General features: G+C 59.8%; 23 protein-coding genes and 2 pseudogenes. 11 read left to right on the top strand and 14 right to left on the bottom strand.

Annotated features, from left to right (window positions below; genetic code table 11):
• The first annotated feature begins 30 nt into the window (after positions 1–30).
• The 4 genes from C8K18_RS28235 to C8K18_RS28220 all read left to right on the top strand — a co-directional run bounded on the left by C8K18_RS28235 (position 31) and on the right by C8K18_RS28220 (position 4,955).
• The gene (locus C8K18_RS28235) at positions 31–1,374 is read left to right on the top strand and encodes an amidohydrolase family protein (protein ID WP_107710587.1); all 1,344 of its coding nucleotides are present in this window, start codon (positions 31–33) and stop codon (positions 1,372–1,374) included.
• Positions 1,375–1,482: 108 nt separating this feature from the next.
• The gene (locus C8K18_RS28230; protein WP_165919876.1) at positions 1,483–2,808 is read left to right on the top strand and encodes an MFS transporter; all 1,326 of its coding nucleotides are present in this window, start codon (positions 1,483–1,485) and stop codon (positions 2,806–2,808) included.
• 56 nt (positions 2,809–2,864) lie between these two features.
• Entirely contained in the window at positions 2,865–3,962 is a 1,098-nt protein-coding gene (locus C8K18_RS28225; protein ID WP_165919875.1) for a porin, read from the top strand.
• A 6-nt stretch (positions 3,963–3,968) separates the two neighbouring features.
• Positions 3,969–4,955 carry an alpha/beta hydrolase gene (locus C8K18_RS28220; protein WP_107710584.1) on the top strand — a complete coding sequence of 329 codons (987 nt, stop codon included), beginning with the start codon at positions 3,969–3,971 and terminating at the stop codon, positions 4,953–4,955.
• Between the two features lie 1,159 nt (positions 4,956–6,114).
• On the opposite strand, the pseudogene C8K18_RS28210 reads toward C8K18_RS28220, so the two are convergent.
• The 6 genes and pseudogenes from C8K18_RS28210 to C8K18_RS28185 form a co-directional block, all read right to left on the bottom strand.
• Positions 6,115–6,616 (bottom strand): annotated as a pseudogene (locus tag C8K18_RS28210) (NAD(P)-dependent oxidoreductase); the annotation flags it as partial.
• Between the two features lie 129 nt (positions 6,617–6,745).
• On the bottom strand, positions 6,746–7,060 hold the full coding sequence (locus C8K18_RS28205; protein WP_107710582.1) for an EthD family reductase: 315 nt from the start codon (positions 7,058–7,060) through the stop codon (positions 6,746–6,748).
• Positions 7,061–7,222: 162 nt separating this feature from the next.
• Positions 7,223–7,714: a (2Fe-2S)-binding protein gene (locus C8K18_RS28200; protein ID WP_107710581.1), complete on the bottom strand. Its 492-nt coding sequence runs from the start codon at positions 7,712–7,714 to the stop codon at positions 7,223–7,225.
• Positions 7,711–8,571, bottom strand: a complete 861-nt coding sequence (locus C8K18_RS28195; RefSeq protein ID WP_107710580.1) for a xanthine dehydrogenase family protein subunit M — start codon at positions 8,569–8,571, stop codon at positions 7,711–7,713. Before C8K18_RS28195 ends, C8K18_RS28200 begins: the two co-directional genes overlap by 4 nt.
• Entirely contained in the window at positions 8,568–10,955 is a 2,388-nt protein-coding gene (locus C8K18_RS28190; protein ID WP_107710579.1) for a xanthine dehydrogenase family protein molybdopterin-binding subunit, read from the bottom strand. Before C8K18_RS28190 ends, C8K18_RS28195 begins: the two co-directional genes overlap by 4 nt.
• Before the next feature lie 50 nt (positions 10,956–11,005).
• Positions 11,006–12,343 carry an MFS transporter gene (locus C8K18_RS28185; RefSeq protein ID WP_107710578.1) on the bottom strand — a complete coding sequence of 446 codons (1,338 nt, stop codon included), beginning with the start codon at positions 12,341–12,343 and terminating at the stop codon, positions 11,006–11,008.
• Positions 12,344–12,706: 363 nt separating this feature from the next.
• Here C8K18_RS28185 and C8K18_RS28180 point away from each other — a divergent pair, with 363 nt between their 5' ends.
• The 4 genes from C8K18_RS28180 to C8K18_RS28165 all read left to right on the top strand — a co-directional run bounded on the left by C8K18_RS28180 (position 12,707) and on the right by C8K18_RS28165 (position 15,877).
• A complete protein-coding gene (locus tag C8K18_RS28180; RefSeq protein WP_107710577.1) occupies positions 12,707–13,471 on the top strand; it encodes an enoyl-CoA hydratase/isomerase family protein in 765 nt (254 codons plus the stop codon).
• A 51-nt stretch (positions 13,472–13,522) separates the two neighbouring features.
• Complete coding sequence (locus C8K18_RS28175; RefSeq protein ID WP_107710576.1) at positions 13,523–14,434, top strand: SMP-30/gluconolactonase/LRE family protein; 912 nt, start codon at positions 13,523–13,525, stop codon at positions 14,432–14,434.
• An 88-nt stretch (positions 14,435–14,522) separates the two neighbouring features.
• On the top strand, positions 14,523–15,347 hold the full coding sequence (locus C8K18_RS28170; RefSeq protein ID WP_107710575.1) for a TetR/AcrR family transcriptional regulator: 825 nt from the start codon (positions 14,523–14,525) through the stop codon (positions 15,345–15,347).
• A gap of 86 nt (positions 15,348–15,433) precedes the next feature.
• The gene (locus tag C8K18_RS28165) at positions 15,434–15,877 is read left to right on the top strand and encodes a VOC family protein (RefSeq protein WP_107710574.1); all 444 of its coding nucleotides are present in this window, start codon (positions 15,434–15,436) and stop codon (positions 15,875–15,877) included.
• Between the two features lie 7 nt (positions 15,878–15,884).
• Here the strand turns inward: C8K18_RS28165 and C8K18_RS33875 are convergent, their stop codons facing one another.
• Both C8K18_RS33875 and C8K18_RS28155 read right to left on the bottom strand, forming a co-directional pair.
• Entirely contained in the window at positions 15,885–16,661 is a 777-nt protein-coding gene (locus C8K18_RS33875) for a lysine N(6)-hydroxylase/L-ornithine N(5)-oxygenase family protein (RefSeq protein ID WP_258230483.1), read from the bottom strand.
• 113 nt (positions 16,662–16,774) lie between these two features.
• Complete coding sequence (locus tag C8K18_RS28155; RefSeq protein ID WP_258196205.1) at positions 16,775–18,151, bottom strand: MFS transporter; 1,377 nt, start codon at positions 18,149–18,151, stop codon at positions 16,775–16,777.
• 131 nt (positions 18,152–18,282) lie between these two features.
• On the opposite strand from C8K18_RS28155, the gene C8K18_RS28150 reads away from it, so the two are divergent.
• On the top strand, positions 18,283–19,038 hold the full coding sequence (locus tag C8K18_RS28150) for a helix-turn-helix transcriptional regulator (RefSeq protein WP_107710572.1): 756 nt from the start codon (positions 18,283–18,285) through the stop codon (positions 19,036–19,038).
• Between the two features lie 146 nt (positions 19,039–19,184).
• Here the strand turns inward: C8K18_RS28150 and C8K18_RS28145 are convergent, their stop codons facing one another.
• The 4 genes from C8K18_RS28145 to C8K18_RS28130 all read right to left on the bottom strand — a co-directional run bounded on the left by C8K18_RS28145 (position 19,185) and on the right by C8K18_RS28130 (position 21,764).
• Positions 19,185–19,733 (bottom strand): glutathione S-transferase family protein, encoded by a 549-nt coding sequence (locus C8K18_RS28145; protein ID WP_181324953.1) that lies wholly within the window; start codon positions 19,731–19,733, stop codon positions 19,185–19,187.
• Between the two features lie 72 nt (positions 19,734–19,805).
• On the bottom strand, positions 19,806–20,201 hold the full coding sequence (locus C8K18_RS28140; RefSeq protein WP_107710571.1) for a hypothetical protein: 396 nt from the start codon (positions 20,199–20,201) through the stop codon (positions 19,806–19,808).
• Positions 20,162–21,247 (bottom strand): FAD/NAD(P)-binding protein, encoded by a 1,086-nt coding sequence (locus tag C8K18_RS28135; protein WP_107710570.1) that lies wholly within the window; start codon positions 21,245–21,247, stop codon positions 20,162–20,164. Before C8K18_RS28135 ends, C8K18_RS28140 begins: the two co-directional genes overlap by 40 nt.
• An 82-nt stretch (positions 21,248–21,329) precedes the next feature.
• Entirely contained in the window at positions 21,330–21,764 is a 435-nt protein-coding gene (locus C8K18_RS28130; RefSeq protein ID WP_107710569.1) for a nuclear transport factor 2 family protein, read from the bottom strand.
• A gap of 577 nt (positions 21,765–22,341) precedes the next feature.
• On the opposite strand from C8K18_RS28130, the gene C8K18_RS28120 reads away from it, so the two are divergent.
• Positions 22,342–22,641, top strand: coding sequence for a transposase (locus tag C8K18_RS28120; RefSeq protein ID WP_165919874.1), 300 nt, complete (start codon positions 22,342–22,344; stop codon positions 22,639–22,641).
• Between the two features lie 57 nt (positions 22,642–22,698).
• The gene (locus C8K18_RS28115; RefSeq protein ID WP_107710567.1) at positions 22,699–22,881 is read left to right on the top strand and encodes a transposase; all 183 of its coding nucleotides are present in this window, start codon (positions 22,699–22,701) and stop codon (positions 22,879–22,881) included.
• Positions 22,882–23,032: 151 nt separating this feature from the next.
• On the opposite strand, the pseudogene C8K18_RS28110 reads toward C8K18_RS28115, so the two are convergent.
• Positions 23,033–24,588 (bottom strand): annotated as a pseudogene (locus tag C8K18_RS28110) (IS66 family transposase).
• Positions 24,589–24,621: 33 nt separating this feature from the next.
• The gene (gene tnpB, locus C8K18_RS28105) at positions 24,622–24,843 is read right to left on the bottom strand and encodes an IS66 family insertion sequence element accessory protein TnpB (protein ID WP_107710566.1); all 222 of its coding nucleotides are present in this window, start codon (positions 24,841–24,843) and stop codon (positions 24,622–24,624) included.
• Position 24,844: the final 1 nt, after the last annotated feature.

Below are 24,844 nucleotides of genomic sequence, written 5' to 3'. Positions count from 1 at the left end.
CATCGTCTAGAACTTACTCAAGAGCCCCTCATGCAATCTGGAAATAGATCACTCCTGCTGCGCGGTGGACTGGTGATAACGATGGATGCAAGGATCGGAGATTTCATCAGCGGTGACATACTCATCGAGAGCGGCAAGATATCCGCAGTCGCACCGTCTATCGATGCGCCGGATGCGGAGGTGATTGATGCGCGTGGCCGGATCGTCATGCCGGGGCTCGTCGATACGCATCGCCATACTTGGCAGTCGTCGCTGCGGCACCGTCTTGGTGACGAAGACTTTCTGGGATATGGCTGCGCGATGTTGCGCGGGATGGCACCACTGTATCGACCAGAGGACATCTACATCGGCAATCTTCTTGGCGCGCTTTCCGCCCTGGACGCCGGAACGACCACGTTGCTTGACTGGTCTCACGCCCTGAACACACCTGGTCATGCCGACGCTGCTATTGACGCTCTTGCGGGATCCCGCATACGCGCGGTGTTCGCATACGGGTGGTCGCGCAATGACAATCGCAACTGGACTCAAAACAGCCAGCTTGGCCATCCCGAAGACATTGGGCGCATCCGTAAGGAGCGGCTTCACTCCGACTCAGCACTCGTCACGCTCGCAATGGCGGCCAGAGGTCCCGAGATGACGAGCATGGAGGTAGTGCAATCAGACTTCCGCTTCGCCCGAGAGCTAGGCATCAGGATGAGCATGCATGCTGGTGTCAAAGTTTTCGCTGACAAATATCGAGCTATCGAGAAAATGAATGGCTCTCGACTGCTTGGCCCCGACTTGACGTTAATTCATGTCTGTGCGTCCAGCGATGACGAACTTCGCATGATGGCAGATAACGGCGTAACGGCATCCATCGGACCACAGGTTGAAATGAACATGAGCGGCGCAGGCATTCCGGCATTAGGCCGCCTGCTCGCCGCTGGCGTTCGACCGAGTCTGAGCGGTGATACTGAAACCGCAGGGTCGGGTGACCTTTTTACTCAGATGAAGTTCGCCTTCTCGTGCGAAAAACTGCTCTCCGGCAACAAGCTTGTATCGACCCCAGTGCCGAAGGTGATGGTTCGAAACGTGCTCGATTACGCAACGCTCGGTGGGGCCGAAGCATGCGGTTTACAGGACAGAACAGGGAGCCTGGTCCCCGGCAAAGACGCCGACATCATCATTGTGCGCGCCGATGACTTGAATCTACACCCGGTAACAGATCCCTATGGAGCTATCGTGCTCGCCGCACATCCGGGCAACGTTGAATCAGTGCTGGTTCGAGGCGAATTCAGAAAGCGCGACGGATCGTTAGTCGGTGTTGACTTTGACGCTGTCCGTCGAAGAGCGCGTGAATCTAGAGATTGGCTCCTCGCAGCCTCCGGGGTGTGAGACGTTAAGGGCCGCAATGAGACGGCGCAACGGGAACATTGCATAGGTAAGCCAATGCACCGTGTAGATACTTTAGTTATGCATATAAACAAAACAGGAGACGGAAACATGAAATCATCGACGACGTTGGATTACAGCGGTCTGATCGCGAAGGTTAGTCGTCGACTGAAGTGGGTCTTGTTGACAGTGATGTTCATTGGTTTCATGGATCGGCAAAATCTTGGCTTCGTCGCGCCATACATGAAAAGTGACCTGAACATCACTGCCACCCAGATTGGGATTGGGGCAAGCCTCTTCTTCGTCGGCTACTTGCTATTCGAGGTACCGAGTAACCTTCTGATGGCGAGGTTTGGACCTCGTATTTGGCTGGCGAGAATCATGATTACCTGGGGACTCGTCTCCTGCCTTGGAGCGTTCGTATCGGGAACGCAGAGTTTCTATGCGTTCCGGCTCTTTCTCGGCATTGCTGAAGCCGGCCTGATTCCGGGAGTCATGCTCTACCTTAGTTTTTGGATACCCAGAACAGACATTGGAAAATTCAGCGCGTGGGCCCTTTTCATCGGCCCTCTGAGTGGCAGTATCACGGCGGTCGTGACCGCCGCGCTTTTGTCGATGAACGGCATCATGAACTTGGCTGGTTGGCAGTGGGCGTTTTTAGTGGAGGGGGTGCCAGCGGTCATTTTCGGCGTACTTCTGTTTCGCATACTTACCGACTATCCTGAAAAAGCCACATGGCTCGCGCCGGATGAGCGGCAACAATTGACCACCCTCTGCACGCCAGAGCAAGCGGATCGCCATACCTCCCAGAAGCTCAGCTCCGTGGCCGTTGCCCTTCGGAACCCGGCAGTGTACCTGCTCGGAGGTCTGTATTTTCTCCTCAATGTGCCCCTTGCCTCTACGACGTGGATCCCGCTCTCACTGCACGCGTCGGGCCAATCGGGCATGACTGAAGGACTGCTTGCGGCAGTTCCATCGGCTGCTGCGTCACTTGTCATCATTCCATGGGCCTCGCGTTCAGACCGCCGCGCAGAGCGTTACTGGCATCTCTTACTTCCGACCGCTGTGTCCGCTTTCGGATGGGGGCTGGCCGCGATCTACTCCCGTGACGTCGCGCTCATCACAATAGCGACCTCTATTGGATATGCAGGAACCTACGCGGCACTCGGTGTTTTTTGGACGCTTCCATCATTGCTTGTCCCTGATTGCACGCGGCCGGCCTCGATCGCCTTGATTACCGCGATGGGTCTTCCGGGCAGCATGCTCGCATTGATGGGCGGTGGCAAGTTGCTGGAAGCCACCCGGTCTTTCTTTGGCTGCTACATCCTTGCAGCAGTTGCAATGGCTTTAATGGTGGTGCTCGTGATTCTCGGCCTTTGGAACCGCAGACGTGTTCAGACGCGAGAGATCCTTTCGGAGCCACGGTCGGCAACCTGATGCCGCACCTCGACAGCAATCGCCGTAGGCACATAAATCCCGATATGAAAACGAAAATGAAAGTAACCCAAATGAAGTTCGGCTCCCGGAGCGTCTGTCGTTCGTTCATCAGTGTTTCGATTGCTTGCCTTTGCACAACTGCAATGGCGCAATCTTCTGTGACGCTTTATGGAATCATCAATCCCGGCATTACCTATCTCACAAATGCGTCTGGCAATAAAGATTACCTAATGGTCTCTGGCGTCACACAACCGAGCCGATTCGGTTTTCTTGGTTCAGAAGACCTTGGCGGTGGGCTGAAGGCTGTGTTTCGTTTGGAAAACGGCTTCAATGTGAATGATGGAACCGCTGGGCAAGGCGGTCGCCTCTTCGGCCGTCAGGCGTACGTCGGGCTGCAGCACAACCTCTGGGGCGGGCTGACCATAGGCTACCAGTACGATTTCATGAGAGACGATTTTGTTGGTGTCGCGAACGGTACTTCCACCTTTAACGGCTACGCGTTCAAGATGGGCGACGCGGACCGCATTGCTGGTGAACGGTTGGCCAATAGCGTGAAGTACGTATCGCCTTTGCTTGCTGGAATTCAATTCGGCGCGATGTACTCGTTTGGCGGAGTTCCGGGATCAATCACTCAGAACAGCGCTGAGAGCTTCACCGTGTCTTATACGGCATCGATTGCAAAGGTGAGCGCCGCGTACACGACCGTGCGAAACGCTACCCAGGCGTTTGGAATCGGAGTGGACGTTTTTGGGAAGTCAGCGAATGCCCAGATATTCGATCGCATCGACATTGTCGGTCTGGGCGTGGAGGCGAATGTCGCAAGCTTCGACACGCATGCAATCGCGTCGCTGACAGACTATAAAAAGAACGGACAGGCAGCGGCACTCCGCATGCTCGAGTTTGGCGTTGCCAAGTTCGTGACGCCTTCTATAACCCTTTCGGGCGGGTATAACTATTACTTGATCAACGGCGCACACTTCAATGAGGTATCGCTCGGCGTCGACTATCTGTTGTCGAAACGCACCGATCTTGCCTTGGTCTATGGGTTCCTTCGTGGATCGGCTGGGACGAACCCTCAGTTCTATGCTGCACCGGCTCCGTCGACGTCCCAGACTCAGCAACTTGTCAATATCTCGATGCGTCACTCATTCTGAGCTCCCGTGAACAATACCTCTCATCGCTTCATCGACGACGAAAGTCTGGACCCACAATTGGCGCTCATGGCCGATCGACGCCGCGTGACCGATCAAGGCCGCCGATTCAGAGACATGATTGCTTGCGGCCGCAGCAAATTGGCAGAGTCCGTTCTGACGAGAGATGTCTCGACTTTGCCAATTGTTGGTTCTATCGAAGACGCGTTGGTTCCGACCAGTCAAGGCCACGTGCTGGTTAGGGTGTATAGGCCGTCCGATAAGAAGCCACTACCCACAGTAGTCTTCTTTCATGGTGGGGGCTTCGTTATGGGCGATGTTGAATCGATGGACCATATCGCACGGAAGTTGTGTAGGGACACGACATCGGTGGTCGTGTCTGCCGATTACAGGTTGGCGCCAGAACATGTATATCCAAGTGCTCATGACGACGCGCTAGCAGTCACTGAGTGGGCAGCGGGAAGCATCTGTGCACTAGGAGGCCTGCCAGACAAGCTCGCATTGGCCGGCGAAAGCGCGGGCGCGACGCTCGCCGCTTCTACCAGCCAGGCCATACGGGATAACTGCCTGAAAATTCCTATTTGGGCTCAGCTTTTGGTGGTTCCCGGAGTTGATTTTGCGCGCGACCTCCATGCAATACGCTCGCACCGCCGAAATTTTCCGATGATTACCCCCGACGACCTCGAAGACATAGGCCATCTATATCTGGCCGACCGCTACAACGAGGCTCACCTTTGTCCTCCCTCGCCAGCCAGGGCACCTGATCTTAGCAACCTCCCGCCAACAATCTTGGCGCTTGCGGGGCACGACCCGCTACACGAGGAAGGACTGCAGTATGCAAACGCACTATCCGGGGCCGGTGTGGACGTCAAGACACTGGATTTCCCAAGCATGCTGCATCAATTTTTTGGGATGTTTGAAGTTTGCAACGCTGCTCAGCAGGCAAGCGATGAAGTGTGCCGCGAGTTCCGTGGTCTGCTCCACAGGCGCGGATGAGCGAGCAACTGTTTCAAGGGAATTACTGTCGCTTCTCCCATTTCCGTGCAATGTGAATAGTGGTGAAAAGCTCCCTTCACCAGATTCGCCGAAACCGTCCGACCCTGACCGTATAGAGGCCTGATGAATGCGACGCCATGCTTCCCGAGGGCACAAATGTGACAGTGTCCACAAGTCGAGGCCGAACGGGAATTGACAGTTCTACTTCGCGCTGATGCGAGGTGACGACATTACTTCGCTGCCGAACGAAGTAATGTCGTCACCGTGGACCTTCCGGCCCTGTCGTGTCGGGCATGGGCCAGTGACAACATTGCTGTGCGACACGAAGCATGAGGCTCGGCGTCGCCGAGCGCAGTGCATGCTCATTGCATCATTGTTCGATCATGCAGGAGGATTTGCATGACAGTGAACCCGCTGTACGACCAGCGGTAGCCTAGGAAGGCAATCATCGTTGGTAACGACGTTGGTTGAAGCCCTTCCGACAACGTAGTCCGAAAGTGTGCCCCGTCGCGAGACGTGGCATAGACGCTCCGAGCAGCGATGGGGCTGAGACGCTAGGCTGGCCGGCATGGGTAACGTAGGTGAATCGCTGATAAACGTCGTCATGTCAGAGATGCCAAAGCTGCTGATAGGCATTGACCAAAAGGTAGGTGGACGGTTGCCCTGCTAGTAATTCAGAGCACGTCGTCGCATGTGTCCACCGGCGAAAAGGCGAACCCTGAACCGGTCGTGTGATGGAATGGGAACGTGGTAAGCCCGAACGACTGCCCCCGTGGCAGGCGAACCGCAAGGGACGCTGTTGGTCGTGCGGGTATGAGAAGGCGGAAAAAGCGAAGGCCGTACTGTAATGGCACGGATAGAGGCTGCAACATTGCCTCGCGCGAAAGCGAGCAGACTTCCGCTCGGTCCCTGGACGCAGAGTCATGATCTGAGTTCATTGAGGGAGAGCATGAGAGAGCACCGGCAACGGTGTCTGCGCCCTCTGCGCTTTTGCGCGGAACAACGACTTTGAACGAAGCGTAGGTTCGTTTGAAGCTGAGCGGACCGGCTGCACGCTTGTGCAGTTCGCGGGGGCTTGAGCTGTATGCGGGGAAACTCGCACGTACAGTTCTTAGGGGAGGACGCGCCGGTAACGGCGCGTCCTTACCCGCTTCGCTCTACGACTGCCGAACAGCGTGTTCAAGATTACGTCGAAAAAGCGCTCGCGTTGCAAGCCATTCGCTTCGGTCAGTACGACCGCTTCCGCCATCGCCTCGATCGCCATCGTGATCATCATGTTGGACGCGATCTTGGCGGCATTTGCAGTGGGCGCCTCATCGCCCATATCCCAGATGCGTCCGCCAATCACTTCGAGCAACGGACGTACCGTTGCCACGGCTTCAGGGGCGCCGGCCGTGAGCACATTGAGTTCGCCCTTCGCCGCCACGTCGGGGCGTCCGAGCACGCCCGACGTGATGAGCGTCGAGCGGATTGCGTCGTCGTCGGACAGCATTGTGAGCACGGCATTCGCCCTGGACCGCCTCAATCGGCGATGCGACCATCGTGACGCCTTCCACCGATCCGCCTGAACGATTCCACGCTTTCACCTCATGTCCCGCGCGCGCCAGGTTGCGAGCCATCGCGCGTCCCATCACGCCAAGTCCGATGATGCCAATTTCCATGTCGTTTCTCCGGCATTTAAGATGAACTGTGTTAGCCAATGCGCGTGTCTGGCGTCGCCTAGAGTGCCAGATGAGCCATTCGAGGAAAGAAGTGCGCGCTGCGTCTGAGCTTTCTTCGCAGGTGCCTCTTTATAGCGCCGTCGCACGCAGACGGCGCGGCGCAACATGCGTGAAGCCTGTCACGTCGGCCATCACGGCGGGCGCTTCAGGCGACGTAAAGGCCGCATCGACCGACGCTTCGTCACGAAACCTGCATTCGCAGATCGCAAGCGTTCCGGCCTGCTGCTCGGCCGGGAAAAAGGCCGCGACCCCGACAAGGCCGTAGCGTGACCAGTGATGCATCACAAGGGGCAAATGACGGTCGACGTAATACGCGCGATCGAAGCGCGCACCGGTCTCGCCTTCGTAGGTGACATAGATCGTGACGTTGGCATCTCTCGACATGCTGTTCTCCAGTGACTAAGGCGTGAAAGTTGGCATCATTCGGATGCATCGCACCGGTGATGCCGCGCGCGGGCGCCGAAACCAGATTCAGGCGGGTCTCGCGACGTCACCGTTTATCGCGGCGGACCGCTCGGCATCGTGATGTAGAACGCGAGAACGCTGCTAGCCCGGGTCGTCGGCCGGGGCGCACGTCTTGTCGCCGTGCGCCGCGCGATGGATCGCATTGACGATGCTCTCGTAGCCGGTGCACCGGCACAGATTGCCGCTGATCGCGTGACGTATCTCTTCGTGACTCGGCGACGAGTTATGCCTCAGAAGGTCCGCCGCCGCGATCAGCATGCCGCTCGTGCAGAATCCGCATTGAAACCCGTTCTCCGCAATGAACGCCTCCTGCAGCGCCTCGATTCCGCTGAGGCCTTCGATCGTCCGCACGTCGTTTCCAGATATCGACGCGGCAAGGACAAGACAGGACTTCCTTACCTCGCCGTCGATCAACACCGAGCACGCGCCGCAATCGCCGGTAAGGCATCCGATGCGCGTGCCTTTCGCATCGAGTGCATCGCGGATAAGTTCGACGAGCAACAGTCGCGAGTCCACTCGTTCAGAACGCGGCTCGCCATTAAGCGTGAGCCGCACCTCGATCGTTCCTTTCATGTCTTCGTTCCCGTGAGCAGGATGCGTAAATGCCGTTTCACGACGCCAGGCACAACAGCGCGTCGATAGTCCGCGTCCACCAGTTCATCGCTCCAGCCTTCGCCGACAAGATCTCGCGCACTCGTTGCCGCATGCTCGATAAACGCATCGGGCGCGAGCAAAACCTGTTCGTCGATCGCGAAGCGGCGATAGGCCGGTCGTCGGCCGGCCGCGCCGACGGCAAGCCGCACACTGATCTGCTCGCCCCGATGCAGCGAACACGCGACAGTCACGATGGGCCACGAACTCGCGCTCGCCTTGTACTTCTGATACTCCCAGGCTACGAGCGTCGTATCGCGCGGCACGCGTATGCCAATGAGAAACTCGTCTGCGCGGCGCGCGGTGCAAAAGGCGTCGATAAAAAACTCTCGCGCAGCGACATGACGCACGCCCTGCGACGAGCGCAATTCGAACTCTGCCTCGAGCGCCGCGAGACATCCCGGTGCGTCGGACGAAGGATTCGCGAAGCTTGCTGCCCCCCCGAGCGTGCCCTGATTGACGATCGATGCACCACCGGTGACCTGCGCGGCCATCGCCGCAAGTAGCGGCGCATGGCGTGCCACGAGCGGTGAAGCGAGCAATTGCGCATAGGTCGTCATCGCGCCGATGTGCAGATGCGTATCGTCGAGCGCGATTTCATCCAGACGGAGCGCACCGAGACTGATGACATGTCCGGGACACACGAGATTCGCCGACATCGACGGCACCAGCATCGTGCCGCCACCGAGCACCGAGGCATCCTCGCGAAAGGCGGCTAGCAAGGCAGCCGCTTCGTCGAGGTCCCTCGGTTGGTGAAAATCGAAGTAATGGCCGATCACGCGCGTCGCTCCTCGAGGGACGCCATCACGCGCGCCGGCGTCGCCGGCACGTGCGTCAGGCGCGCGTCGTCACCGAGTGCATTCGCCACGGCGTTGGTCACCGCCGAGAGCGCACCGCCCAGCCCCGATTCGCCTGCGCCCTTCATGCCGAGCGGATGAAACGGATTTAGCGTCACGCGATGTCCGACGCGAATGGACGGAAGATCGTTAGCGCGAGGTAGTAAATAACTTTTGAAGCGATCGGTAATCATGCGTTGATGTTCATCGAACTTGATCAGTTCCCACAGCGCGACACCGATGCCCATCACGACCGCGCCCCTGAGCTGCGCTTCGACGAGCGCCGGATTGATCATCGCGCCGCAGTCGTGCACCACGGCATAGTCGAGGAGCCGGCTGTTGCCGGTCGCCATGTCGAGCTCGAGCGCCACGGCATGCACGGAATACGAGAACGTCGGGTACGTGGCGATGCGGCCTTGCGCGTCCGGCTCCACGCGCACATTCTGCGGCGCGAAGCTGCGCGTCACTTCGAGCGGCAGCGTCACGCCGGCTGCCACGGTGAATGGCCGCAGATGCGCCCCGAGCGCGAGTTCGGCCACTGCGATCCTCCTGCCGTTCGACTCGCGCCACGCATGACCGTCGCGCAGTGAAATGTCTCCGGGCGCACCGCCGAGCAGGTTGGCGGCGCACTGAGAGAGCCGCGCGCGCAACTCCTGCGCGGCGAGATACGCGGCGGTCCCGCCGTACATCAGCGCACGGCTGCTCGCGTTGCCGGTGCCGAGCGGCGTCACGTCCGTGTCCCCTTCGATCACGCTGACCTGGTCCGCGCGCAGGCCGAGCTCACCGGCGACCATCTGCGCAATGCCGGTATCGCTGCCGCTGCCCGGAGACGTCACGCCCGTCAGCACCTGCACGTCGCCCGACGGCATCATGCGAACGGTGGACGTCTCGTATCCATTGGGAAAGTTACCGGGCCGCGCGCCGCCTTCCGGCGTCAGTTCGAACGCAATGCCAATACCGATACGACGCTCGCTGGTACGCGCCGCGCTTGCCCGCTCCTGCCATTGCTCGTAATCGAAGATCGTCAGCAACTGCTCAAGGCCGCCCGGATAGTCGCCGCTATCCACGTTCAGCCCGGACGGCAGCAAACGCGGCAAGGCGTCCCGTGCGACCAGATTGCGACAGCGCAATTCGACTGGATCCATGCCGGTTTGCCGGGCCAGCCGATCGATTGCATGTTCCAGCACGAGGTTGCCGATCTCTTTGCCGTAACCGCGTATGGCCTGCCAGGGCGGTCGATTGGTGATCGCGAGACAGCACTCGACGTCGCAGTGCTCAATCGTATAGACGGTCGGAAACACGGCCGGCGTGACGAGCGCCATCGCCCAGCTATGACCGGCGCCGATGATGCCGACATCCACCATGATGCGGTCACGCCAGCCGATGAGCCTGCCTTGCTCATCCACCGCGATCTCATAGCTGTGATGCTGCGAACGCGCACCGGCGAGCAGTGTTTCGCGCCGTTCCTCGACCCAGGCGACCGGACGTTTCGTGATCCGGCTGAACAACGCGACCAGCACTTCTTCGGGATGCCCAGCCATCTTCAGCCCGAACGTACCGCCGATGCGCGGCGCGATGACGCGGACCTGCGACTCCTTGACGCGCAAGGCCGCTGCAATCAGCCAGCGGCTCGTATGAGGGTTCTGGAACGTGCCGGTCAACGTGTACCGCTCGCCGCGCGGGTCCCACTGGGCGACGTAGCACAGAGTTTCCATTGGTGCACTGGTCGACGGGCCGACCGTCAGTTCCCCTCGTGCAATGTGCGCCGCGCGCTCGAATGCGGCGTCGGCGTCCCCCGAACGAATGCGGTCGCGCACGAACAGGTTCGTATCCCAGCCGGGCTGAACCACCGGCGCACCTTCGCGCAGGGCGTCACGCGCGTCGGCGGTTGCCGGTTGCACCTCGTATTCGACGCGAATCTTCGCGAGCGCGGCTTGCGCGTCGTGCACCGACGTCGCCACGAGCGCCGCGACCGGTTGGCCAAAATACGTCGCGTGTCTGAGTGCAAGGCACCGACTCTGTAGAGGACCACGTGCACCATGCGCGGGGAGATCCATTGCCGGCGGCATTGCGTCGCTCATGCGCGTGGCGTCTTCCCCCGTGAGGCCAGCGACGACACCCGGCATGGCGAGCGCATCTGACAGCTCGATGGAGACGATCGTCGCACACGCGTGCGCGCTGCGCAGGATGGCAAGATGGAGCGCGCCTTCGGGAATGGAATCCGCACTGTAATCGACCCGCCCCGAAACGAAGCGCGTTGCGTCCAGACGCGCCACGCTCTCCCCGAGCAGGCTGCCCGGCGACGCGTCCTTGAAAGTCTGTTCCATGTTTGTCGCGCGACGGCCCGATTGCCCGGACCTCGCCGTTCGTTGGTTGCTCATCGGCTCGCCTGGCGTCCCACACGCACGCAGATCATCGCGCATGCGCCGAGCGCCAGCAGTGTCGTCATCAGAAAAAGTCCGCTGTTGAGTGTGCCGCTCAGCGTCTTGAGCCAGCCCATCGCGAACGGACTGGCGAAACCGCCAAGCAGACCGAGGCTGTTGACGAATGCGATCGCCGGAGCAGCGGCGGGTGACCCGGCGAAATAGTCGGACGCGAGCGACCACAACAGCGGAATCGTGACGAACACCGCGGTCGAGGCGATCGTCAGGAGCACGATGGTCGCAGTCAGATCATGCGCCAGAAGCGGTAGCAGTGAAAGAGCGGTCGCGCCTGCCAGGGCTGCCAGTGCGCCGTGCCAGCGACGTTCGAGAAGCCTGTCCGAGTTGCGGCAGATCAGCACCATGCCGATCGTGGCGATGCCGTACGGAATGGCCGAGAGCCAGCCAATGCGCTCCACGCTCGTCGCGCCTGCGCTCTTCAGTACCGTCGGCACCCAGAAGCTCAGCGCATAAGTGCCGCAAATAAAGGTGAAATAGGCGAAGCTGATCACGTACACCTTCGGGTCGGCGATGACCTGCCGCAACTGCCCGGCGTGTTCCGCGCCGGCTTCGCGGCCGTCGTCGCGCAATGCGTGGCGCAAGGTGTCGCGCTCCGGTTCGGTGAGCCATTTCGCTCGCTCGATGTCGTCCGAAAGGGTGAACCAGGTCACGATGCCGAGCAGCACCGCCGGCGCCGCTTCCACGATATAGAGCCACTGCCAGCCCGCCAGACCCGCAACGCCCGCGAGCCGCGACATCGCCCAACCAGACACCGGGCCGCCGATCATCCCCGCGATCGGGAATCCGGTCATGAAGAGACCGAGAATCTGCCCGCGACGGTTGCGCGGGAACCATTGACTCAGGAAGTAGACGACGCCGGGAAAAAAGCCCGCCTCGAACACGCCGAGCAGAAAGCGCAGTACGTAGAACGCGGTCGGGCTCGATACGGTCGCCATTGCGCAGCCGGTGAAACCCCATAGAACCATGATGCGCGTGATGGTCTTACGTGCGCCGATGCGTTGCAGAAGCAGATTGCTCGGCACCTCGAACAGAAAATAGCCGATGAAGAATATTCCCGCGCCTAGTCCGTACACGGCATCGCTGAAGCCGAGCGCGTCCTGCATCTGCAGCTTCGCGAAGCCGACGTTGATGCGGTCCAGATACGCGATCACATAGCACACGATCAGAAGCGGCACGAGTCGCATCGCGACTTTGAGGTAAAGCGCGCGCTGCGCGTCTTCCGGGGCCGTTACCTGAGCGGGGGCGTGTACATCGAGAGCGATTTTGCGCGACATGATGACCCTCTCAATGAAGTGGAACGGAACGGCACGTGAATGATGGAAAGCGTTTCATGAGGCTGTCTCCTTGAGCCTGTCGGCGCGCACATGGTCCGGCGGCCTCTGCTCTTTTTGGGGGCGCACCCGAAGGCGGCGGAACGTTCGCGCCGAAAACTGATCGATCGAACAGTCAGCACAGTAGCCGACGAGCCAACTTCCGGTCAACCCGAAACACGGCCGATTCAGCCGGGGACTTTCCCTTGTTGACTGATCGATCAGTCAGGACTAGTATCGGCGGCTGAGCAGATCGCCTCGCGAACAGCGACACGTTTGCGACAGGCGTCCGAGGGACTTTTTCAACCTTCATCAGAGGAAAGAGCCGTGAGCACCTTCAACGAGTACTCAGACAAATTCGAGACCATCCGCATGACACGTACCGATGGCGTACTGGAGATGCACTTCCACACGCACGGCGAGCCACTGGTATGGAATCTGACAGCCCATCGCGAGTTCGAGCAGGCTTTTCTCGATGTGGGACGCGACCGAGACAACGAAGTCGTGATCATGACCGGCACGGGCGATGCCTTCAGCGGCCCGTCCATTGCGCCCGGCATGCATCAGAACCGCAATTCAATGACGCCCACGGTCTACGACCCGATCTACTGGGAAGCGAAGCATCTGCTCATCAACCTGCTCAATATCGAAGCGCCGGTGATCAGCGTCATCAACGGCCCGGCCGTGCGGCATGCAGAGATTCCGCTGCTCGGCGACATCGTGCTCGCATCAGACACCGCGACGATCCAGGACACCGCGCACTTCCAGGGAGGCATGGTGCCGGGCGACGGCATGCATCTGATCATGCCGCTGCTGATGGGACGCGCGCGCGGCCATTACTTTCTTCTGACAGGTCAGAGCATTCCCGCAAGCGCGGCGCTTGAAATGGGATTAGTGAACGAAGTGCTGCCGTCGGCCGAGCTTTTGCCGCGCGCCCGCGAACTCGCCAGGCTGATGCTCAAGCAGCCGCGTCTCGTGCGACGCTATACACGCACCTGCCTGAACCAGGAACTGAAAGCACGACTGCACGACGTGCTCGGATACGGACTCGCGCTGGAAGGCATCGCCCGCATGAGAGAAGTGGCCGCCTGAGCGGGACCCGACTCTTCTTATCTGCATCACTTCACAAATCAAGGAGGCAGCATGACTGTCAGCAGTATTACCAAACCGATCGATATGGTAGGTTCGGTCATCGATGTGGTCGATTCCACGCCCGATGTGCTCGGCGAGTCGATCATCTGGGATGAGAAAACGCAACTTCTCTGGTGGGTGGACGGGATCGGTCAATCGATCCATCGCCTCGACATTTCAAGCGGCGTCAAGAAGAGCTGGCCGATGCAGGAAGAGATCGGCAGCATCGGCCTGCGCGCCAAAGGCGGCCTGATCGTAGGCATGCGCTCGGGCTTCTACTTCTTCTTGCCCGAAACCGGTGAGCTGACCGAAGTTGCGCGTCCCGATGCCGAGCGTCCGAAGAACCGTTTCAATGACGGCAAGTGCGACAGGCACGGCCGCTACTGGTCTGGCACCGTGGAAGCGGCCGCCTACACCCCGCGCGGACGTTTGTTCCGGCTGGATCCCGATCTGAGGCCGAAACTCATCATGGAAGGCATCACATGCATCAACGGGCTCAGCTTTAGCCCGGATAACCGCCTGATGTACATGACCGACTCGTTCAGTTGCCAGATCGACGTGTTCGACTATGACTCCGTCGACGGCGCCATCTACAACCGCCGCAAGTTCGCCGAAGTTCCGCTCGGACGTGGCATCTGCGACGGCTCGACCGTCGATGCCGACGGGTGCTTCTGGAGCGCGAACATGGACGGTTGGTGCGTCACGCGCTACGACCCGCGCGGACGAATCGACATGGTCATCAATCTCCCGGTGCGGCGCGTGAGCAGCCTGTGCTTCGGCGGTCCCGATCTCGACACCCTCTTTATCACTACGGCGCGCCGGCGCATGAGCGAAAAGGAACTCGCGCAGCAACCGCTCGCTGGCAATGTGCTCGCGGTACGTCCCGGCGTGAAAGGACTGCCCGAGCCGGAATTTCTGGGGTAACAGCGTGCGCTGCCCGGTATATCGCGTCATATGAGGATCGCGATATACTGACTGATCGATCGAATAGTACGGTGAGGGAGTCGCTTAGATGAAGACAGAACGCGAAAAGAAGGCGTCCGCACGCACGGGCAACGGTGCTCAGGAATTAGACCACGCGCCCGGTACCCGCCTCTCCGCGATCCTGAATGCGGCCGAAAGGGTGTTCGGCGAGCACGGCTACGCCGGCGCGAGCATGCGAAACATCGCAGAGGCAGCGGGCGTCGCGCAGGCGCTCGTGCATTATCACTACGCGACCAAGGACAAGCTCTACGAGGCCGTGTTCGAGCGACGGTCGTCGGCAATCAATCAGCACCGCGGCAAGTTGCTCGACGCCCTGTTCGCGAGCGAACGCACCGCGACCGTCGAAGACGTGCTGACGATCGCCTTCACCCCACTATCGGAGATTTTTCATGGCGAGGATGCTGTGAATCTCGCGCTTTACGTGCAACTCGTTGCGTCCGTCAGTCTCGGCAGCGACGAGCGTTCACGGCGCATTCGTGAAACCTACTATGACCCGATCGCGGAGCGATTCATTGACGCCCTGCATACGGTCGTGCCTGGCATCGCACGCGAGCAGGCGGTATGGGCGTATCTGTTTTCTGTGGGAGCGAGGCAGCAGGCCCATGCACTCAATGGCCGGGCGATGCGACTGGGCGCACGGGACCGCGCCAGGAAGTCGACGGCGCACTATTCCGACCTCGTCCGCTTCGCGGCGGCGGGCATACGTGAGTTGGTCCGCAACGAAACAGGTACCAAAGTACGATCGAAGGAGCCTGAAGGCCGCGTCGCCAAACCCTCGAGTGGTCGAACGACGAAATCGAAAACCAGGACCACCGCGAACACACCGACTCGTAGCGTGCGCGGCGGCGAGTGACGCGACGCGACGTGGCGATGCAGCCGCCAGAGCGTTGGCTCGCCTTCAAGGCGTGATTGCGTCGCACGATCTGTGGAGAAACACGAATGACGGACCTAAGCAAATCCAACTTGCCGACGCAGCAGTTGATTGAATTCGATAACGTCGCTGTCTCGGTGACTGACATCAATCGATCCGCAGAGTGGTACGGACGCCTCTTCGGGTTTCGTCGAGGATACTCGACCTACATAGAACCACTCGAGGCCGACTTCCAGATACTCGAAAGAGACGACATGCGAATCGAACTTCTTTCGCGTGCAACGACCGTTCGCAATCCCGACGCGAATATCGTGCCGGGGCCGCACATCGACCGGACCGGGGCGAAGGCGATCGTTTTTCGTACATCGCGCCTCGAAGCTGTCACTTCGCACCTCGAGAATGAAGGCGCAGTCTTCGAATGGAAACTCAAGCCTCTTTCTGCGGACGGCTTGCGGTCGACGATGGTTCGAGACCCTGACGGTACGATCATCAACATCCTGCAGTACCCGTGACATTCACCTACGAGCCCATTGGCCCAACCCGACGAGCCGCGCCTGAAGCGTCGGCACTCGTCGCCGGATACGCAAAACATTCGACGGCCAGCCGTGTGGCCGTAGTGGCGACGAACACGAGTTTCGCCAAGGGATCCGCACGCTTTAGCAATTGCGCATCAGCGGGGCCAACCTGCAGATCCTCCAATCCCTGAACGATCAGTACGGGCTTCCGGTAACCTGTCAGAAGCGTCGTTGGGTCGACTGCCAGCTCGCTCATGAGGAAAGGCTGCACTCGAGGCCTGAACAACGGCATCAGTGAGGGATCGATCCTGGTCGCATCGACGGTCCGGACGGATTCAAGCGAGTCAAGGACCGACATACCATTGTCCAGAATACGGGCGTTCGCAGGGTTAGATCGCAGTTGTTCCCTTAAAACATGACCTAGCGGGCGTCCAGCTGTTGATAGCAGAATCAACCCGCAAATGTCGGCCGTGTGCTGTGCGGCTACCTGCGTGAAATTTGCGTTGATAAAGCACAGCAGGCGCTTATGCTTGACCAGAAACGAAAGGAACGAGAGTTCGTTAGTCGGATCGACGAGGCTCACGAGATCCTTCAGATACGGCACCTGCAGAGCGGCTTGCGGGAGCATCAGGCCTGAATGCCACTGAAACTCGCTACGTTTGTCGAAGAATTGCGCTTTGATTTCCTGATGCGGGCGCAATAGAGCCGCAAGGCTCAAATTCGCCGGCCCTATGCCGATTCCTACAAGATCCACTACCGCATCCGCTGACGTAAGGCGCATGGTTTAGATCCCTTTGGTTGGCTGAAACGGAGCTTCGAAAAGGCGCAGAAACGCCGCATGCGGCGCCAACGCGGCGCATGCGGCATGCTGTTGGTATAACAATGCAATGTCGGCTACGCAGTCCCGCCAGCGTAACGGGTAGCCAGCACAGAGGCGAGACTCCATAGAAGTGCTGCGAGCAGCGACAGGCCGATAGCCACATAGACCGCTACACGAACCCCGCTATCTAGTGGCTGGACCGCACTCATCAGCGCGCCGAAGATCGCAACCCCGAACGCGGCCCCCGTTTGCCGGCTTGCATTGAGCACGCCTGCCGCGACTCCAGCGCGCCCCTTATCCACCGCTGCCATCAAAGCGGCGGTCGCTGCTGGTGTGATCACACCGGCACCGAAGCCGACGGCCGGGAAACACAGTGCGATCCGCCAACACGGTGCATCGTCGGCCAATGCAAGCAGCCCGGCGAAGCCCAGCGCATAGAGCAGAAAGCCGCCGCACACGAGCTTGTGCGCACCATAAGTCCGATTCAAAGCCCCCGAAGCGAAACTGCCGATCGTCACCATCACAGTCAACGGCAAAAATGCGAGGCCGGTCTGTAACGGCGGCCAGCCACGCGCGGACTGAAAATATAGGCTCAGCAGAAAGAACAATCCGTAAAACACGAGCCCTGAGACCATCGAGGCAAACGCCGATGCGGAGAACGTCGGGTGCCGAAAGAAGTACAGGGGGAGCATGGGTTGTCGGCGCCTGAACTCAACGAGCACGAATGCAATCCACGCAATGATCGCTGTCACGACGCCGACACGGATGACGAGCGCATGCCACCCCAACTTCGCGCCTTCGATTAGCACCGCCACCGACGCACCGAGCGCAACGATGGCGAGCATCTGCCCGGCCAGATCCAATGGCCGGTCGAACACAGCCGAACGCCCGGACTCGATTCGCGTGGTGAGCCAGGCGCCGAGCAGCGCGATCGGCACGTTCACCAGAAAGATGCTCCGCCAGCCCAACAGATGAATCAGCAAACCGCCAACAAGCGGCCCTGCTGCCATGGCGACGCCGCCGCACCCGGCCCAGACGCCGATAGCGCCGGCTCGCTGCTGCGCAACCGGAAACGCGCTGTTGATGAGTGTCAGCGAACACGGCACCAATAATGCCGCGCCTATTCCCTGTAAAATCCGGGCAGCGATAAGAACCTGTAAGTCCGGCGCAAATCCGCATAATGCGGATGCACAGGCGAAAATCAGCAATCCGGCCAGATAGACCGATTTTGCGCCGACCCGGTCGCCCAATACTCCACCACTGAGCAACAGGCTCGCAAATGTCAGCGTACAGGCGTTGACCACCCATTGAAGGCCTGTGATATCCGAGCCCAGACTCGCGGCAACGGGTTCCAATGCGACATTGACAATGGATGTATCTAATATGACGACGACATAGCTGAGACTCGTCGCCGTTAATACGCGTTTTTGACTTTCATTTTCATTGTTCACGAGTCGAAGCCCCATTTATCATTTCTCTGTTGACTATAAACCGGTGTGAACCGAGAATGCTTCGGAGCGTATCGAAGTGTGTGTTCACGATTTTCGCTAGCTAAAACGCATTAATTCCGGAAGCCGAACAAATGAGCCAGCACAATATTTCCACCGTTGCGCATCTGATCGCCGAGCCGGTTCGGGCCGTGATTCTGATTACGCTAGCAAACGGCAACGCTTTGTCGGCGAGTGCACTTGCGGAAGCAGCGGGCGTGACTGCGCAGACAGCAAGTTCGCACCTTTCAAAGCTGCTCGACGGCGGCCTGCTGACCGTCGAAAGCAAGGGGCGGCATCGTTATTTCCAGCTCGCCGGCGCGCACATTTCGCATGCGCTCGAAAGCCTCGCGTCGATCGGCCCCGTCACGCCTGCCTGGCGAAACACGCCGAACCGCTCGGCCCGCGAACTGCGCTTCGCGCGCTGCTGCTACGACCACCTCGCGGGCCAGATCGGCGTCGCGGTCACTCAAAGCATGCTCAGACGACGTTTCGTCGTCGAGGCCGGCGATCGCCAGTACGCGCTCACCGCGTGCGGCAGCATATGGCTGCAGCAACTCGGCGTCGATGCAGCCCCCCAGACCATGGACCATACGGGGCATGCGCGACAGTGCCTCGACTGGACCGAGCGGCAATACCACATCGCGGGACCGCTGGGCGCGCGGCTGATGGACGCTTTTCTTGCATGGGACTGGATGCGCAAGTCGCCCGTTGCGCGCTCCGTCACCATCACACCCAAGGGATGGGAAGCGCTGGAAAAACACTTCGGCATCCTGCGTGATGTCGGCGAAGCCCCCGCCTTGCTGCCCCGAACTGACCATACGGTAGACGAGCAATCCGCGTTCGCATGACCCCGGCGCGGCGTACCCCATGCGCGGCTATGCAGCTCGCGTGCGCGCCGCGGCAGCGCTTTGTATCTCGGCGATCCGGCGCTCCAGATCTTCGCCGGTGGAACGCCACGCTGGAACGCTATCGATCAGACGTTGATGCCAGACCATCAGATAAGATAGGCGTCGAACGGCGCTCGGGTGCGCGGAATATGGCTAAACGGCGCGGCCAGATCAATGTCGGCCAGCGTCAACGTGTGTCCGACCACGAACGGGCGGTCGCGCAGATGAGCGTCAAGCACCGCTGCATAGCGATGAATAGATTTCAGCGCGTCGCCGACCAGCGCTGCGTCTTCTGCATGTCCCTGAATCCGTTTGATGAAGCGCTCTTCAATCAGCGTGGAGGGGCCACGACGAAAGTGCTCGGCGGACCAGAACATCCACTTGAGGGTTTCGAAACGGGCGGCGCCATCGGGCCACAGGGTGGAACCCGCCTTCTCGGCAAGATAAATCATGATGGCCGAGGCCTCGAACAGCACCACATCGCCGTCGACGAAAGTGGGTATCGTCCCGTTCGGATTCAGCGCGAGGTACGGCGGAGTGCGATTTTCTCCCGCGAATAGATTGACGAAGATGAACTCCACGTCGAGCTGCAGGTGCCGTGCTACGGTCAGCACGCGCCGCGTATTGCTCGATCCCCGATCGCCATAAAGCTGCATGTTGATTCCCTGGAAAACGCGCTGCTAGCTGGCTGCAGTCTGCGGTTTGATGAGCCTTGAAGCTGAACCCTTTTAGCTCGAGCGCCACGCCGCCGTTATTTGGTTAGCCTGGCGGACCGACTGGTAGACCGCATTGACCATCGGCGCTGCGAGGTAGGAGGCGACGCCCGCAGTCCAGATACGTTCCGGCTCGCCTGCTTGCGGCAGCCAGACGCGAAGATCCGGCGATACGCGCGGTGCTGCGAGAGGAGTATCTGCCGTCAACGCGAGCGAATTGTATGTTGCATGGAAACGCTGCCTGTGGAACCCTGTCGCGCAGATCACGGCGTCGAAGCTGTCAAACGCGCCGCTGCTCCACTGAACACGCCAAAGCTCATCCCGACGCAAACGCTCTGGCACGGCCGGCATCACCTGCAGCCGTCCATCGTTCATGTAAGCCAGAAGCTTCTCTGCGGTGCCGAGCGGCATTGCAAACAGATAACGCCCGACTGCGGTGGCGCAGTTGGCAAGCGCTCGGGTCCGCGTCTCGGGCGTGCCGCGGCGTAATAGCTGCTCGGCAAGGTCCATGTAGCGCACGAGGACGTTCTGCCAATCCGTCGCACCATGCCGGGCCAAACCGGCTTCTCGTGCGAGCCGTTCCGCTGCATTGGTGGAACGATCGATCTGGTCGCGCAACGGCCGACCGCCAACCGCCAACCGCCTCGGCCGAGCGTGCAACCTGCCGCAGCAGACGCCGGTAAAGCAGTGGACTCGACAGATCGAGCCGCGCAAATGCTGCTTCGTCGATTGCAACGGGACATTCTCGCGGTGTCGCGGTGCGTACGGCGGGCAACCGGCCCGATGGCGACGCCATCACCACGGAATGCCCCTGCGCCGCATGCGAGCAGTGCCGCGTCGACCGCCGACAGCCGGCTGCCGACGATCAGAACGCGGGATGGCATCGCGAGGTAATCCATCACGCGCCGCTCGGGGTACAGGCATTCGAAGAACGCCGGCGCGCCAATATGCGGTCGCAGCGCGTCCGGCAGGAACGGCGCGCCGCTGCCCGTGCAGATCACGACGTCGCTCGCTTCGAGCGAAGTACCGTCCTCGAGCAACACGCGATACCCGCCCGTGGGCTGCTTCTCGATTGTCCGCGCCGTCGCCATGAGATGACGATGCTGGATGCCAGCGTCGCGAGCTAGCATCCGGTGGTCTGCATAGCGGTCGGCAAGGTAACGCGAAACGTGAAAACGCGGAACAAACGCGTCAGGCGAAACGTCGATTGCCTTCGCGCGAAGGTAGTGCAAGAAATCGTACGGATCGTCGTCGAGCAGGGACATCGTTTCGACGGATGCATTGCAGAGGAGCTCCGGCTCAGACGTCGCAAAGGCGACCCCGTTGCCGATGCCTCGCGGATCGACGATATCGATACGAGAAACGCTCCGGTTCCTGACTGCGCTGACAAACGCCGCGATTCCCGCTACGCCTGCTCCTATAATCACGACCTCGCGCTTGCACATCGCATCGAACATAGCCTTCCTTTTGCTCGGAACGGATGATTGCCTTAGTGCAACGGCGGGTGATTCGTTCGCTCCCGCGCCGGCTCGCCCTGGACTAGGTCGTTTTGATACGTGCGAACGCAGGCGTCAACAGCCGCACGCCATACCAGCCCCAATAAACACGATGGCATTGAATCAGGCCGTGCTCAATCTTCATCATCTCCATGAGATCGACTTGCTCACCCTTCGGCGCTTCGCGAGGGTACTCCCACGTCAACTGCTGACCATTTGCGAAAAATGTGCCGGTCCGATACCACTGCGCAAGATCGCTCGGGAATTTGCGAAGACTGTCTTCGAAGAATGTCTTGATTGCAGTGCGTCCACGGATCAGGCCCGACTGACGCTCAGGATAGACGGCCAGCGCAAGCGGTGTTTCGAGAAGAGCATCCTTCGCATAGAGCGCGGCAGTGCCAGCCAGATCCTTCTTGCGCACGGTGTCGTGCCAAGCCTCATAGATATGGGAGATGGAGGGATCGATAGTCTGGTTCATTGCACGTCCGCATTCGAATAATGAAGGCGCCGCACTATGTCATTACCGGCACGCCGAAGCCAACTATAACGGCACCCGGTCCGCGAATGCTTCGCTACGTATCGAAGTGTGCCGGATCTGAGTTAACGCATTCGGTTCCTCGCACGAATTTCGGGATCGCCATTTACAGGTGATCTTTATGAACCATGCATTACAACGGTCCACCAACGGCCACGTACGATGAGGTGGCGGTAGGTGAATGAGCGACACGGACCAAAACAGGGGAAGGTCGAGGGCGATTGACGAAGCGTTGTCTTTCGCAGCGACGACTGCTTTCATTGCGTAAAGCAACGTGGGTCATAAGAACGAGCACTGATGGTGGCGAACAGACCTCAGCAGTGGTGCTGAGGCTCAAAGGGATTGGTCACCTCGCACCCGGACAAAATTCGCTCCTTATTCTCAACTTGTCTCCTTGGACCGTCTATGCCAACGCTGACGACCTTCAGGCCCGACGTTTCTGAGTGTTGTTCTGTCATAAGGTGTCCACTGAAAAATGAACCGACCCCACGAAGTTGGACACCCCTTTTGGAGCTTTTCGGTGAAATACAGCGAGAAGAAGAAACTGTCGGCGGCGAAGGACTACTGCGCCGGCCATGCCGGGCTGAAGAGAGTTGCGGCCCGCCACAACGTGGACGTTTCGTCACTTCGGAAATGGATAGCGGCATATCAAGCGCACGGCGAGGAAGGTCTGCGCACAAGAACCAGCCGCGTGCGATATAGCGCTGAATTCAAGGACGCAGTTGTGGAGCGGATGCGGAAGGAAGGCCTTTCATTCCGTCAGGTCGCAGCGCTCGCGAATGTTCGCAATTTCAATATCATCGCAGTGTGGGAGCAGTAGTATGATGACGGCAGTTTGGCCGCGGGACGTTCACGGCCTGCAACTTCTACCCTCAGAATGCCGAAACCACCGACATCAAAAAAGAAGCCGGCTGCGGATGCAGACCGCAGCCGCGAGGATCTGCTTGCGGAAGTGGAGCAGCTGCGCATGGAGAACGAATATCTAAAAAAGCTCGACGCCTTGGTTCAAGCGAAGACGGAAGCAGCGCGGCAGAAAAAGCGCAAATCGTGCTTGAACTAAGGCAGCGTTACCCCCTCGCAGCCGTCCTTAAAGTGGCCGGCTTGGCGCGCAGCACTTTCTATTACCAGCAGAAGGTACTGCAGGCCGGGGACAAATATGCGAGGTAAGCGCGCAATAAACCACGTGGCTTCTCTCAGCGACCGGCTGTGCGTCAGTCTGCGGAGGGGATGAGGCGCCAAGGCAATAGCGCCTCGTAGTCGTCGCCGGTGTTTGCGAGAGGCAGTGCCTTGACAGCGCGACGAGATAGCCGTACGGTTCGACGCCGTTCGCCTTGCACGTTTCGATTAGCGAATACAGGTTGGCAGCAGCATTCGCTCCAGCGACAGTGTCGTAGAAGAGCCAGTTTTTTCGCCCGACGGTGAATGGCCGGATCGCGTTCTCGCAGGCGTTGTTCGAGAGCGGCCAAGCGCCGTTCTCGACATAGCGAAGGAGCTTCGGCCATTGACCCTGCATGTAGTGAAGCGCTTTGCCAAAGGCGCTTTGCGGCAACACTGCATGCAACTGACGCAGAAGCAGTTCCTCGATTTGCCCAAGGATCGCACGACTGTCGCGTTGCCTCGTCAGCAACCGTTTCTCTGGCGTCAGCCCTTCGCAGCGCGATTCGATCGCAAACAATTGCCCGATCAGTCGAATGAATTCGCTGACGGGATGGTCGCGACCACGTTGCGCCTTTGGGAGATTCTCCTCGGCCTCGATCATGTAGCGACGCGCGTGCGCCCAACAGCCAAGATGCACCAGTTGGTTAGTGTCGGCGACATCGTTGTACGGCTCATAGCCGTCCGTCATCAACACCGCGCCGGGCTTGATGCCAGCATAGAGCGCCGCGGCTTGTGCCGCGCTGCGCGTCGAGCTGTAACTGAACAATCGAACCGGTGGGCCGGTGCCGCTCATCTGTGCCCACATGTAGCTCTTGCGTTGTGCGGCACGGCCTGGCTCTTTCAGCACCTGCACCGTTGTCTCATCGCCGTAGACGATGTCGGCCTCAAGCAAGTGATCGCGCATCAAGTTGATGAGCGGCTGCACTGCGGTACCGACGCGCACCACGCTGGCTGCCAGCGTGCCACGCGAGAGATCGCCGCCGAAACGGTGTAGCAACGCGGCGATTCGATACAGCGGCAGAGCGTCAGCGAACTTGCTCACGACTACCCATGCAAGCGCCGATTCAGTGAGTAACCCCTTCGGAATGATGCGAGCCGGCGCAGGCGTCACCTTGATGCCGAGATCGCAGCAAGGACACGCGTATTTGATTCGTTGGTGCTGAATGACGCGAACCTGCTGCGGCACGATATCGAGCTGCTCACTGATCTCGGCGCCGATCTCGACGAGCGCATGCCCGTCGTGTGCACAAACGCGTTCTGATTCCGGCAATTCATGACGCACAACCTCGCGAGGCAGCATCGGATCTAGCGGTTTGCGTCCACGCTTCTTGCGCTCGTGTGCGCCAACCTCGATGCTCTGTTCCGTTTGCACCTCTTGCGCCGGTTCAGATCCCGTTGCGCCCGCCTCTGCTTCGTTCAAGAAGAGGTCGCGTTGCTCGGCGCCGCGCACTTCGCTCTTGGCGGCAAACAACTGCCGCTGAAAGGCCTTGAGCTTCTCGCGCAGCAAGTCGCGTTCGACCGTCACCACACGCAACTCGCTCTTCATGGCAGCGAGTTCTGCGCGCAGCGCCTGCAGTTCGTCGGTGGGAGATGAGGATGATGGCAGCATCGCCGGATTAGACCAGCGATGCTGGCTCGCGTTTCACGTCACGCGCTGATAATAGCGTGTCGGGTGCGCCCGCATCGCTTCAATATCGATGCCGTCGAGCAGCCAATGCAGTTGCTCGGTTCTGAGCTTGAGCACCGCTTCCTTACGCGGCCAAACGAAACGATCCTGCTCGAGCCGCTTCATCAACAGCCAGAAGCCGTTACGGTCCCACAGCAGCATCTTGATGCGATCGCGCGACCGAGTTTCATAATGCATC

Origin of the sequence: Paraburkholderia sp. GV068, assembly GCF_003058125.1 — a bacterium.
GTDB lineage: Bacteria > Pseudomonadota > Gammaproteobacteria > Burkholderiales > Burkholderiaceae > Paraburkholderia > Paraburkholderia graminis.
This window is presented reverse-complemented; position numbering and strand designations above follow the sequence as displayed.